Genomic DNA, 13,466 nt, shown 5'->3' with positions numbered 1-13,466 from the left:
TATCTACAACGAGTGACCTGAATCAACTGGTCCGAATGATCAAGAAAACCGTTCGTCATCCCACGCGAACGGGCTTTTGATCAGCATAGACAATCAGGTCGCCACATCCGTTAGCCTGGAGTTCTACACATGCATCCCCGCGTTCTTGAGGTCACCGAACGGCTTATCGCCCGCAGCCGCGCCACGCGTCAGGCTTACCTTGCGCTGATTCGCGGCGCTGCAACTGACGGGCCGATGCGCGGCAAACTGCAATGCGCCAACTTCGCCCACGGCGTGGCCGGGTGTGGCAGCGAAGACAAGCACAGCCTGCGGATGATGAACTCGGCGAACATCGCGATTGTTTCGTCATATAACGACATGCTCTCGGCGCACCAGCCGTACGAAGTTTTCCCGGAACAGATCAAGAACGCCCTGCGCGAAATCGGCTCGGTCGGCCAGTTCGCCGGCGGCACGCCTGCGATGTGCGATGGCGTGACCCAGGGCGAGCCGGGCATGGAGCTGAGCCTGCCGAGCCGCGAAGTGATCGCGATGTCTACGGCGGTGGCGCTGTCGCACAACATGTTCGACGGCGCGCTGATGCTCGGCATCTGCGACAAGATCGTGCCGGGCCTGATGATGGGCTCCCTGCGTTTCGGTCACCTGCCGACGATCTTTGTCCCGGGCGGGCCGATGGTCTCGGGGATTTCCAACAAGGAAAAAGCCGACGTGCGGCAGAAGTACGCCGAAGGCAAGGCGACCCGCGAAGAGCTGCTGGAATCGGAGATGAAGTCCTACCACAGCCCGGGCACCTGCACGTTCTACGGCACCGCCAACACCAACCAGTTGCTGATGGAAGTCATGGGCCTGCACTTGCCGGGCGCGTCGTTCGTCAACCCGAACACGCCGCTGCGTGACGCCCTGACCCGCGAAGCCGCGCACCAGGTCACGCGCCTGACCAAACAGAACGGCAACTTCATGCCGATCGGCGAAATCGTCGACGAGAAGGCGCTGGTCAACTCGATCGTCGCGCTGCACGCCACCGGCGGCTCGACCAACCACACTCTGCACATGCCGGCCATCGCCATGGCGGCGGGCATTCAACTGACCTGGCAGGACATGGCCGACCTCTCCGAAGTCGTGCCGACCCTGAGCCACGTCTATCCGAACGGCAAGGCTGACATCAACCACTTCCAGGCGGCGGGCGGCATGTCGTTCCTGATCCGCGAACTGCTGGAAGCCGGCCTGCTGCACGAAGACGTCAACACCGTGCTCGGCCACGGCCTGAGCCAGTACACCAAGGAGCCGTTCCTCGATAATGGCAAGCTGGTGTGGCGCGAAGGCCCGACCGACAGCCTCGACGAAAACATCCTGCGCCCGGTGGCCCGTGCGTTCTCGGCAGAGGGCGGCTTGCGCGTGATGGAAGGCAACCTCGGTCGCGGCGTGATGAAGGTGTCCGCCGTGGCGCTGGAAAACCAGATCGTCGAAGCACCGGCGATGGTGTTCCAGGATCAGCAGGATCTGGCCGACGCTTTCAAGGCCGGTCTGCTGGAGAAGGATTTTGTCGCGGTGATGCGCTTCCAGGGCCCGCGTTCCAACGGCATGCCGGAACTGCACAAGATGACGCCGTTCCTCGGCGTGCTGCAGGATCGCGGCTTCAAGGTTGCACTGGTGACGGACGGGCGGATGTCCGGCGCATCCGGGAAAATCCCGGCGGCGATTCACGTCAGCCCCGAGGCTTATGTAGGCGGCGCTTTGGCGCGCGTGCAAGAGGGCGATATCATCCGCGTCGATGGCGTCAAAGGCACCTTGGAACTCAAGGTGGACGCCGCCGAATTCGCAGCGCGCGAACCTGCCAAAGGCCTGTTGGGCAACAACATCGGCAGCGGTCGCGAACTGTTTGGCTTCATGCGTTTGGCCTTCAGCTCGGCGGAGCAGGGCGCCAGCGCCTTCACTTCTGCCCTGGAGACGCTTAATTGAAACTGGCTTTGGTCGGTGACATCGGAGGCACCAACGCGCGGTTTGCGTTGTGGAAAGATCAGCAGCTCGAATCGGTTCAGGTGCTGGCCACGGCCGACCATGCCAGCCCGGAAGAGGCGATCAGCCTCTACCTGAGCGGGCTCGGTCTGGCGCCGGGCGCCATCGGTTCGGTGTGCCTGTCGGTGGCGGGGCCGGTGAGCGGTGATGAATTCAAGTTCACCAACAACCACTGGCGCCTGAGCCGCAAGGCGTTCTGCCAGACCTTGCAGGTCGAGCAGTTGTTGCTGGTCAACGACTTCTCGGCGATGGCGCTGGGCATGACCCGTTTGCAGCCCGGCGAATTCCGCGTGGTCTGCGAAGGCACGCCGGAGCCATTGCGCCCGGCAGTGGTGATCGGCCCGGGCACTGGTCTGGGCGTCGGTACCTTGCTTGATCTGGGTGAAGGGCGGTTTGCCGCGTTGCCGGGCGAGGGCGGCCACGTCGATCTGCCGCTGAGCAGTCCGCGTGAAACCCAGCTCTGGCAACACATCCACAACGAAATCGGCCATGTCAGCGCGGAAACCGCGTTGAGCGGCGGCGGCTTGCCGCGGGTCTACCGGGCGATCTGCGCGGTGGATGGTCATGAACCGAAACTCGATACGCCGGAAGCAATCACGGCGGCGGGACTTGCAGGCGACCCGATCGCCCTGGAAGTGCTGGAGCAGTTCTGCTGCTGGCTCGGTCGCGTGGCCGGCAACAATGTGCTGACCACTGGCGGCCGTGGCGGGGTGTACATCGTGGGCGGCGTGATTCCGCGTTTCGCCGATTTCTTCCTCGAAAGCGGTTTCGCCCGCAGCTTCGCCGACAAGGGCTGCATGAGCGATTACTTCAAGGGGATTCCTGTGTGGCTGGTGACGGCGCCTTACTCGGGGCTCGTCGGTGCAGGAGTCGCGCTCGAACAATCCGGTAAATGATCATTCCCACGCCGAGCGTGGGAACCCTCGACACATCAGGCATAATCCGCCCAATTCCAACAACAAGGATGCCTTCGAAGTGAGCTCAGTCAACAAGTCGATTTTGTTGGTCGATGACGACCAGGAGATACGCGAGTTGCTGGAAACCTACCTGACCCGCGCGGGTTTTCAGGTACGGGCCACGGCGGATGGCGCCGGTTTTCGTCAGGCGCTGAACGAAGCGCCGAGCGATCTGGTGATCCTCGATGTGATGCTGCCCGATGAAGACGGCTTCAGCCTGTGCCGCTGGGTGCGTCAGCATCCGCGTCAGGCCCAGGTGCCGATCATCATGCTCACCGCCAGTTCCGACGAAGCCGACCGGGTCATCGGCCTGGAACTCGGCGCCGACGATTACCTCGGCAAACCTTTCAGCCCCCGCGAACTGCAAGCCCGGATCAAGGCCTTGCTGCGTCGCGCCCAATTCGGTCAGGAACGCGGCGGCAGTGAAGTGCTGGCGTTCGATGAGTGGCGACTGGACATGGTCAGCCATCGGCTGTTCCACACCGACGGCGAGGAAGTGATTCTGTCCGGCGCCGACTTCGCCCTGTTGAAACTGTTCCTCGATCACCCCCAGCAAATCCTCGACCGCGACACCATCGGCAACGCCACCCGTGGCCGCGACCTGATGCCCCTCGACCGCATCGTCGACATGGCCGTCAGCCGTTTGCGCCAGCGTCTGCGCGACACCGAAAAGCCTCCGCGCCTGATCCGCACCGTGCGTGGCAGCGGCTACCAGCTGGCAGCCAATGTGGTTGCCGGCAATGGTCACTGAGTTCCTGCGCACCACCGCGCGCAAAGTGCCGATGCCGCGTTCGCTGCTCGGGCGGATGTTGCTGCTAACGCTGCTCGCGGTGTTGTTCGCCCAGACGCTGTCCAGCGTGATCTGGGTGTCCCAATTGCGCGCGACCCAGCTCGAAGGCCTGGTCACCAGCGCCCGCAGCCTCGCCCATTCGATGACCGCCAGCGTCAGTTACTTCCGCTCGTTGCCGGTGGCCTATCGGCCGCTGGTGCTCGACCAATTGCGCAGCATGGGCGGCACGCGTTTTGTGGTGACGCTCAATGACAAACCGCTGGGCATGGAAGTGCTGCCGGTGACGCCGCGCAAGGCTGCGGTGTTGAAAGCGGTGGATGAAGTGCTGCGTCAGTCGCTGGGCCAGGACACCGACATCCTGGTGACCTTCGTCAGCCCCGATGACCTGCGGATCTTCAACGCCGGGTTGAAACTCGATGAGTTGCCGCGTTCGTGGGCGCATTACGCCTTGACCCTGGAACCGGTGAATCCGCCGGTGCTGGTGACCCAGATTCAGTTGGCACCGGGTGAATGGTTGTACATCGCCTCGCTGCTGCCCGAGCCCTACACCAGTCTTGAAGAACAGGGCCTGCCGACTCAGCAGGTGTGGTTCATCGTCTTCACCAGCGGTTTTCTGCTGTTGTTCATCGGCCTGCTGGTGCACTGGCAGAGCCGGCCGCTCAAGCGTCTGGCGCGGGCCGCGCGGGACTTGTCGCTGGGCGCCGACGTCGAGCCGGTGGCCGAGGGCGGCGGCAGTGAAGTGGTGGAAGTGGGGCGCGCGTTCAACACCATGCGCGAACGCATCAGCCGTTACCTGACCGAGCGTAGTCAGTTGTTCAGCGCGATTTCCCACGACCTGCGTACACCGATCACCCGTCTGCGTTTGCGGGTCGAACTGCTGGAAGACGAAAAATTGCAGACCAAGTTCGGCCGTGATCTGGACGAGTTGGAGTTGCTGGTCAAAGGCGCGCTGCAATGCGTGAAGGACACCGACATCCACGAAAACATCGAGCCGGTGGATCTGAACCATGTGCTTGACTGCCTGGTGGAACCGTATCTGGCGCCTAACGGCAATGGTCGCGTGACCCAGCAGGGGCGGGCGCTGGCGGCTTATCCGGGCAAGCCGTTGGCGCTCAAGCGCTGCATCGGCAACCTGATCGACAATGCGTTGAAGTATGGGCAGAACGCGCATTTGCACATCGATGACGATGACAGCGCGTTTGTGCTGCATGTCGACGATGAAGGGCCGGGCGTGCCGGAGCAGCGGTTGGAGCAGGTGTTCGAGCCGCATTTTCGGTTGGCGGGGCAGCAGCAGGGTTACGGTCTCGGTTTGGGGATCGCCCGCAACATTGCCCATAGCCATGGAGGGGAGGTGACGTTGCAGAATTTGCGTGAGGGTGGGCTGCGCGTAACTCTGCAATTGCCGCGTTCGGCGGATTGATCTGAATGTCACCGGTCAGTGACAAAACCCGCCCCCTTCGTTACAAGCCCCTCCCGGCCCGTTGTTTAGACTGCCCGCAGTCATAACAACAAAAAAGGCCACCCATGGATCACTTCAATCCGGGCTTCAGCAGTTGGCTGAACGCCCCTGCCCACCAGCAATGGCTCGCCGATGAAGGCCTGCGCCTGCTGGCATTTGCCAAGGCTTCACGGTTGCCCGAAGGCTTCGGCAATCTCGATGAGCGCGGCCAGCTTCAGGCCGGCGCGCAAGCCGAAACCATGAACACCGCGCGCATGACCCACAGCTTCGCCATGGCCCACATTCAGGGTCTGCCGGGATTCGCCGAGCTGGTCGATCACGGCATTGCGGCCCTGCGCGGCCCGTTGCGCGATGCGCTGCACGGTGGCTGGTTCGCTGTCGCCGAACACCGTGACGGCAACACCGGCAAGAACGCTTATCTGCATGCTTTCGTCGCCCTGGCAGCGAGTTCTGCGGTGGTTGCGCAACGCCCCGGTGCGCAGGCATTGCTGGATGACGCCATCGACATCATCGACACCTATTTCTGGAGCGAAGAAGAGGGCGCCATGCGCGAATTCTTCAATCGCGACTGGCGCGAAGAAGAAGCCTATCGCGGCGCCAACAGCAACATGCACGCCACCGAAGCCTTCCTTGCGCTGGCCGATGTCACCGAAGACCCGCGCTGGCTGGTCCGCGCGCAACGCATCGTCGAGCGGGTGATTCACGGTCATGCCGCTGCCAACGATTACTTGGTGATCGAGCATTTCGACCGCGACTGGCAACCGCTGCGCGAGTACAACCATGACAATCCCGCCGATGGTTTCCGTCCCTACGGCACCACGCCGGGCCATGGTTTCGAGTGGGCGCGGCTGTTGCTGCACCTCGAAGCCGCGCGGGTTCAGGCCGGCATGCTCACGCCCGGCTGGCTTGCCACCGACGCGCAAAAGCTGTTCGAGAACAACTGCCGCCATGGCTGGGATGTCGACGGTGCGCCGGGCATCGTCTACACCCTCGACTGGAACAACAAAGCGGTGGTACGCCATCGCCTGCACTGGACCCACGCCGAGGCCAGCGCTGCCGCCAGTGCCTTGCTCAAACGCACCGGCGATGCGCAGTACGAAAGCTGGTATCGCCTGTTCTGGGAATTTTGCGAAACGTATTTCATGGATCGCTGCGACGGCAGCTGGCACCACGAACTCGATCCCCAAAACCGCCCGAGTGCCGATATCTGGGCGGGCAAACCGGATCTGTACCACGCCTGGCAGGCCGTTCTGATTCCGCGTCTGCCGCTGGCGCCGAGCATGGCCAGTGCTCTGGCACACCTGTCCCGAAGCGTTCCTGTGTAACCATGTGGTGACATTCGCGCGTCCCTTCGTTACCTGCGAGGGGAAACGCTCTGTTTAAACTCGTGTGCAGCGCAAGCACCAGACTTGCATGCATAACAACAAGAAAGGTACATCTCAGATGAATGCGATTTCTCGCCTCGCTACTGTCATTTCTGTCGCCTCCCTGTTCCCGCTCGCTGTGCTGCCCCTGAGTGTTTCCGCTGCCGAATCCAAAGGTTCGGTGGAAGTCGTGCATTGGTGGACGTCCGGTGGCGAAAAAGCTGCCGTCGATGTGCTCAAGGCACAAGTCGAGAAAGACGGTTTCACCTGGAAAGACGGCGCTGTCGCCGGCGGTGGCGGTGCGACTGCCATGACCGTGCTGAAAAGCCGCGCGGTAGCCGGCAACCCTCCGGGCGTTGCCCAGATCAAAGGCCCGGACATCCAGGAATGGGCGTCGACCGGTCTGCTCGACACCGACGTCCTGAAAGACGTTTCCAAGTCCGAGAAGTGGGACAGCCTGCTCGACAAGAAAGTCTCCGACACCGTGAAGTTCGAAGGTGATTACGTGGCCGTACCGGTGAACATTCACCGCGTGAACTGGCTGTGGATCAACCCGGAAGTCTTCAAGAAAGCCGGTATCGAAAAAGCCCCGACCACCCTCGAAGAATTCTACGCCGCCGGCGACAAGCTGAAAGCTGCGGGCTTCATCCCGCTGGCTCACGGCGGTCAGCCATGGCAGGACAGCACCGTGTTCGAAGCGGTCGTGCTGTCGGTGATGGGCGTTGATGGTTACAAGAAAGCCCTGGTCGACCTGGACAACGCTGCCCTGACCGGCCCGGAAATGGTCAAGGCCCTGACCGAGCTGAAGAAAGTCGCGACCTACATGGACCAGGACGGCAAAGGCCAGGACTGGAACCTGGAAGCGGCCAAGGTCATCAACGGCAAGGCCGGCATGCAGATCATGGGTGACTGGGCCAAGTCCGAATGGACCGCCGCCAAGAAAGTCGCCGGCAAGGACTACGAGTGCGTAGCGTTCCCGGGCACCGACAAGGCGTTCACCTACAACATCGACTCGCTGGCCGTGTTCAAGCAGAAGGACGCGGGCACCGCGGCCGGTCAGCAGGACATCGCCAAAGTCGTGCTGGGTGAAAACTTCCAGAAAGTCTTCAGCATCAACAAGGGCTCGATCCCGGTGCGTAACGACATGCTCGCCGACATGGGCAAGTACGGTTTCGACTCCTGCGCCCAGACCGCTGCCAAGGACTTCCTGGCAGACGCCAAGAACGGCGGCCTGCAACCGAGCATGGCGCACAACATGGCGACCACGCTGGCAGTGCAGGGCGCGTTCTTTGATGTCGTGACCAACTACATCAACGACCCGAAAGCCGACCCGGCCGACGCTGCCAAGAAACTCGGCACTGCCATCAAGGCTGCCAAGTAACACCAGCGTAGAGCAGCTGCAAGCTTCAGGTCGCGCATCGGCCTGAAGCCTGCAGTTTGCAGCGGTCCTTCATCTTCTTTACTGGATCTTCCCATGAGTTCTGTTGCTGTGTTCAGCAAGGCCTCGCCGTTCGACGCATTGCAGCGCTGGCTACCGAAACTGGTGCTGGCGCCGAGCATGTTCATCGTTCTGGTGGGCTTCTATGGCTATATCCTCTGGACGTTTGTCCTGTCGTTCACCACGTCGACCTTCCTGCCGAACTACAAGTGGGCAGGCCTGGCGCAATACGAGCGCCTGTTCGACAACGATCGCTGGTGGGTGGCGAGCAAGAACCTGGCCGTGTTCGGCGGCATGTTCATCGGCATCACCCTCGTAATCGGCGTGACACTGGCGATTTTCCTCGACCAGAAAATCCGTCGAGAAGGCTTTATCCGCACCATTTACCTGTACCCGATGGCGCTCTCGATGATCGTGACCGGTACGGCGTGGAAATGGCTGCTCAACCCGGGCATGGGCCTGGACAAATTGCTGCGGGACTGGGGCTGGGAAGGCTTCCGTCTCGACTGGCTGATCGACCCGGATCGCGTGGTGTATTGCCTGGTGATCGCGGCGGTCTGGCAAGCCTCGGGCTTCATCATGGCGATGTTCCTCGCCGGTTTGCGTGGCGTTGATCAGTCGATCATCCGTGCCGCCCAGATCGACGGCGCGAGCATGCCGCGCATCTACTGGAAAGTGGTGCTGCCAAGCCTGCGTCCGGTGTTCTTCAGTGCGGTGATGATCCTGGCGCACATCGCGATCAAGAGCTTCGACCTGGTGGCGGCCATGACGGCCGGCGGCCCGGGTTATTCCTCCGATTTGCCGGCGATGTTCATGTACTCGTTCACCTTCAGCCGTGGACAGATGGGCATGGGCTCGGCCAGTGCAATCCTGATGCTCGGTGCGATCCTCGCGATCATCGTGCCTTACCTGTACTCCGAGCTGAGGACCAAGCGTCATGACTAGTCTCGCCTCCAAACCGGCCATCAGCCTGAGTCGCATCGCGATCTACGCGGTGCTGATCCTTGCGGTCCTGCTGTACCTGGTACCGCTGGTGGTCATGCTGCTGACCAGCTTCAAGACCCCGGAAGACATCTCCACCGGCAACCTGCTGAGCTGGCCGACCGTGGTCAGCGGCATCGGCTGGGTGAAAGCCTGGGCCACCGTTGACGGCTACTTCTGGAATTCGATCAAGATCACCGTTCCGGCCGTGATCATCTCCACCGCCATCGGTGCGTTGAACGGTTATGTGCTGTCGTTCTGGCGCTTCCGCGGTTCGCAGTTGTTCTTCGGTCTGCTGTTGTTCGGCTGCTTCCTGCCGTTCCAGACCGTGTTGCTGCCGGCGTCGTTCACCCTCGGCAAGATGGGGCTGGCGAGCACTACCACGGGCCTTGTGTTCATCCATGTGGTCTACGGCTTGGCGTTCACCACGCTGTTCTTCCGTAACTACTACGTGAGCATTCCGGATGCGCTGATCAAGGCGGCACGTCTCGATGGCGCGGGGTTCTTCACGATCTTCCGCCAGATCATCCTGCCGATGTCGACCCCGATCATCATGGTCTGCCTGATCTGGCAGTTCACCCAGATCTGGAACGACTTCCTGTTCGGCGTGGTGTTCTCCAGCGGTGATTCGCAACCGATCACGGTGGCGCTGAACAACCTGGTCAACACGAGCACCGGGGCCAAGGAATACAACGTGGATATGGCGGCGGCGATGATCGCCGGGCTGCCGACCCTGCTGGTCTATGTGGTCGCAGGCAAGTATTTCGTGCGCGGGCTGACGGCCGGCGCAGTCAAGGGGTAATCATGGCTACGCTCGAACTTCGCAATGTAAACAAGACCTACGGTACCGGCCTGCCGGACACCCTGAAGAACATCGAACTGTCGATCAAGGACGGTGAGTTCCTGATCCTCGTCGGGCCCTCGGGCTGCGGCAAGTCGACCCTGATGAACTGCATCGCCGGTCTGGAAACCATCACTGGCGGCGCGATCATGATCGGTGACCAGGACGTCAGCGGCATGAGCCCGAAAGATCGCGACATCGCCATGGTGTTCCAGTCCTACGCGCTGTACCCGACCATGAGCGTGCGCGAGAACATCGAGTTCGGTCTGAAAATCCGCAAGATGAGCCAGTCGGCGATCGACGAAGAAGTCGCCCGCGTGGCCAAGCTGCTGCAGATCGAGCACCTGCTCAATCGCAAGCCGGGCCAGCTCTCTGGCGGCCAGCAACAGCGCGTGGCGATGGGCCGTGCCCTGGCGCGTCGGCCGAAGATTTATCTGTTCGACGAACCGCTGTCCAACCTCGACGCCAAACTGCGTGTCGAGATGCGCACCGAAATGAAACTGATGCACCAGCGCCTGAAAACCACCACGGTCTACGTGACCCACGACCAGATCGAAGCGATGACCCTGGGCGACAAAGTGGCGGTGATGAAGGACGGGATCATCCAGCAGTTCGGTACGCCGAAAGAGATCTACAACGACCCGGCCAACCTGTTCGTCGCGAGCTTCATCGGTTCGCCGCCGATGAACTTCATCCCGCTGCGCCTGCAACGCAAGGACGGTCGTCTGGTGGCGCTGCTCGACAGCGGCCAGGCCCGTTGCGAATTGCCGATGGCGATGCAGGACGCCGGTCTCGAAGACCGCGAAGTGATCCTCGGCCTGCGCCCGGAGCAGATCGCGCTGGCCTACGGCGAGGGCAACGGCCTGCCGAGCATCAAGGCGGAAGTGCAGGTCACCGAGCCGACCGGTCCGGACACCCTGGTGTTCGTCAATCTCAACGACACCAAGGTCTGCTGCCGTCTGGCACCGGACGTGGCGCCGCAGGTGGGCGAAACCCTGACCCTGCAATTCGATCCGTCGAAAGTGCTGCTGTTCGACGCCAAGTCCGGTGAGCGCCTGGGGGTTGCAGGCCTGCCGAAAACCGAGTCGCACAGCGCCAACGTGGCCCAGTTCAAGGGTCGCTGATCTACAAATGCGGGAGCGGGCTCGCCCGTTTCCGCAGGGAGCACGCGGTGCGTGGCCTGTCGCGCGCCGCATCAGATGTAAACCGCGTTAGATAAGAAGAACAGTTAATAACAATAAAACGAGGATGTAGGGATGAAGAAGAACAACAACGCTCAGCGTATCGGTCAGTTGTCGGCGATTGCGGCAATGATGCTGGCCGGTAGCGTCCACGCGGCTGACGCGTTCAGCTCCGATTCGGAGTGGATGACCGGGGACTGGGGTGGCGAACGTACCAAGCTGATCGAGCAGGGTATCGACATCAAGATGGACTACGTCGGTGAAGTGGGCGGCAACCTTCACGGCGGTTTCAACGACGACAAGACTGCGCGTTACGCCGACCAGTTCGGTCTGGGCGTGGCGCTGGATCTGCAAAAACTGTGGGGCTGGGACAACACTCAGGCCAAGATCCAGTTCACCAACCGTAACGGCTACAACATTTCCAACGACCGTGTTGGCGATCCGCGTGCCGGCACCCTGAGCTCCTCGCAGGAAGTCTACGGTCGTGGCCACATGGTGCGTCTGACCCAGTTGTGGATCAAACACCAGTTCTTCGACAACAAGCTCGACATCAAGGCCGGTTACTTCGGCGAAGGCGAAGACTTCAACACCTTCCCGTGCGAGTTCCAGAACCTGGCGTTCTGCGGTTCGCAAGTGGGTAACTGGGCGACCAACATCTGGTACAACTGGCCGGTCAGCCAGGCGGCCATTCGCGTCAAGTACAACATCAACGACGAGCTCTACGCGCAGATCGGTGCGTACAACCAGAACCCGTCGCAACTGGAACACGGCAACGGCTTCAAGCTGAGCGGCAGCGGTACCAAAGGCACCGTGTTGCCAGTGGAGCTGGTCTGGTTGCCTAACCCGAACGGCCTGCCGGGCGAATACCGTGTCGGTTACTACAAAAGCACGGCCGATGCCGACGACGTTCGCGAAGACGTCAACGGTTTTGACGCGGCAACCACCGGTGACGCCTACCGCACCCACAGCAGCAAGCACGGTTACTGGTTCGTTGCGCAGCAGCAACTCACCAGCCACAACGGTGACAAGAGCCGTGGTCTGAACATTGCCGCCAACGCCACGTTCCACGACAAGGACACCAACTTCATCGACAACTACCAGTCCGTGATGTTTGTGTACAAAGGCCCGTTCGACGCACGTCCGAAAGATGACGTCGGTATCGGTGCGGCACGTATTCACGTCAACAATGACGTGAAGAAAAACGCCGAGCTGCTCAACGTCGCCAACGGTGTTTCGGACTATGACAATCCGGTGTTCTCGCCGATTCGTGAAACCGAATACAACTACGAGATCAACTACGGCTTCCACGTGACCAACTGGCTGACCGTACGCCCGAACCTGCAATACATCACTCATCCGGGCGGTGTGGATGAAGTGGATAACGCTTTGGTCGCTGGCCTGAAAATTCAGTCTACGTTCTAACGCGTCTGCGATAAGCTCCTCTCTATGTGCGCATATTTGCGGACAGCCCAGGCTGTCCGCTTTTTTTTGGAAAGGGGTGTCGCAGCCCATGAAAGTTGAATCTGGAACCGTGGCCCATGCATGAGCATCCGCTGCAACGCTTCTTCAAATCCCTGCGCGAACGACCGGTGTTCGCCTGGGAGCGCTATCAGATGCGCGATGTGCTGGTGATCGATCATCCGCTGTGCCAGGCGGTGTTCAGTCGTCAGGGGGCGCAATTGCTGCACTTTCAGCCGCGGGGGCAGAAACCGTGGTTGTGGTGCGCGGCGAAATGGCCGCATGTCGGCGCGATTCGCGGCGGCGTGCCGGTGTGCTGGCCGTGGTATGGCCGTCACCCGAGCGAAAACGCGTGGCCGTCCCATGGCTGGGCGCGCCTGCTGGACTGGAAACTGCTCGACAGCAGCACCGGCGATGACGGCGTGCGCCTGCATTGGCAATTGCAGTTGTGCGACTGGCAGGTGGACCTGCACGCGCACCTCGGTGAACGCATGGAATTGCGCCTGAGCACCGAGCATCAGGACGACATGCCGTGCCAGTTGAGCCAGGCTTTGCACGCTTACTGGCGTATTGGCGACGTGAGTGAGATAGCGCTGTCTGGGCTCGAAGGGGCGCAGGGTTACGACCAGTTGAACCGTGAGATTTGCCAGCAGGAAGGCGAGTTGCGGGTCGATGGTGGCTGTCAGCGCGTGTTCCAGCACGACGGCGAATTGCAGCTCAAGGATCACGCCTGGCAGCGCGAGTTGTGCATCGATACCGGTGACAGCGCGGACACCGTGGTGTGGCATCCGGGTGCGCGGCCGTTACTGGGCGTGAGCTGGGATGAGATTTCGGAATTTGTCTGTGTTGAAGCGGCGGCGGGCGGGACTGACAGCCTGCATCTGGCGCCGGGGGAGAAGGCGCATTTGAGTTTGCAGGCGTGGGCTGCGGCCTAGATTTGCGGTGAGTTGGCTGACGCCTTCGCGAGCAAGCCCGCTCCCACAGG

The 13,466-nt window shown here is 61.5% G+C and carries 11 protein-coding genes; all 11 read left to right on the top strand.

Annotated elements, in window-relative coordinates; genetic code table 11:
* The first annotated feature begins 129 nt into the window (after positions 1-129).
* The 11 genes from edd to CAF90_RS12200 all read left to right on the top strand — a co-directional run bounded on the left by edd (position 130) and on the right by CAF90_RS12200 (position 13,416).
* On the top strand, positions 130-1,956 hold the full coding sequence (gene edd / locus CAF90_RS12250; RefSeq protein ID WP_085606582.1) for a phosphogluconate dehydratase: 1,827 nt from the start codon (positions 130-132) through the stop codon (positions 1,954-1,956).
* Positions 1,953-2,909: a glucokinase gene (locus tag CAF90_RS12245; RefSeq protein ID WP_085606579.1), complete on the top strand. Its 957-nt coding sequence runs from the start codon at positions 1,953-1,955 to the stop codon at positions 2,907-2,909. Before edd ends, CAF90_RS12245 begins: the two co-directional genes overlap by 4 nt.
* Positions 2,910-2,988: 79 nt before the next feature.
* Positions 2,989-3,720 (top strand): response regulator, encoded by a 732-nt coding sequence (locus tag CAF90_RS12240; protein WP_007951171.1) that lies wholly within the window; start codon positions 2,989-2,991, stop codon positions 3,718-3,720.
* Positions 3,721-3,751: 31 nt separating this feature from the next.
* Entirely contained in the window at positions 3,752-5,179 is a 1,428-nt protein-coding gene (locus tag CAF90_RS12235; RefSeq protein ID WP_170929387.1) for an ATP-binding protein, read from the top strand.
* Between the two features lie 104 nt (positions 5,180-5,283).
* Positions 5,284-6,543: an AGE family epimerase/isomerase gene (locus tag CAF90_RS12230; protein ID WP_085606575.1), complete on the top strand. Its 1,260-nt coding sequence runs from the start codon at positions 5,284-5,286 to the stop codon at positions 6,541-6,543.
* A 118-nt stretch (positions 6,544-6,661) separates the two neighbouring features.
* The gene (locus CAF90_RS12225; protein ID WP_007951167.1) at positions 6,662-7,963 is read left to right on the top strand and encodes an ABC transporter substrate-binding protein; all 1,302 of its coding nucleotides are present in this window, start codon (positions 6,662-6,664) and stop codon (positions 7,961-7,963) included.
* Between the two features lie 93 nt (positions 7,964-8,056).
* Positions 8,057-8,965, top strand: a complete 909-nt coding sequence (locus tag CAF90_RS12220; RefSeq protein WP_007951166.1) for a carbohydrate ABC transporter permease — start codon at positions 8,057-8,059, stop codon at positions 8,963-8,965.
* Positions 8,958-9,803 (top strand): carbohydrate ABC transporter permease, encoded by an 846-nt coding sequence (locus tag CAF90_RS12215; protein ID WP_007951164.1) that lies wholly within the window; start codon positions 8,958-8,960, stop codon positions 9,801-9,803. The genes CAF90_RS12220 and CAF90_RS12215 overlap by 8 nt, the downstream gene beginning before the upstream one ends.
* Before the next feature lie 2 nt (positions 9,804-9,805).
* Positions 9,806-10,966, top strand: a complete 1,161-nt coding sequence (locus CAF90_RS12210) for an ABC transporter ATP-binding protein (RefSeq protein ID WP_085606573.1) — start codon at positions 9,806-9,808, stop codon at positions 10,964-10,966.
* Between the two features lie 132 nt (positions 10,967-11,098).
* Positions 11,099-12,445, top strand: coding sequence for a carbohydrate porin (locus tag CAF90_RS12205; RefSeq protein ID WP_085606570.1), 1,347 nt, complete (start codon positions 11,099-11,101; stop codon positions 12,443-12,445).
* Between the two features lie 116 nt (positions 12,446-12,561).
* A complete protein-coding gene (locus tag CAF90_RS12200; protein ID WP_007951160.1) occupies positions 12,562-13,416 on the top strand; it encodes a D-hexose-6-phosphate mutarotase in 855 nt (284 codons plus the stop codon).
* Positions 13,417-13,466 lie beyond the last annotated feature (50 nt).

Origin of the sequence: Pseudomonas sp. B37(2017), assembly GCF_002112885.1 — a bacterium.
Taxonomy (GTDB): Bacteria; Pseudomonadota; Gammaproteobacteria; order Pseudomonadales; family Pseudomonadaceae; genus Aquipseudomonas; species Aquipseudomonas paraglycinae.
This window is presented reverse-complemented; position numbering and strand designations above follow the sequence as displayed.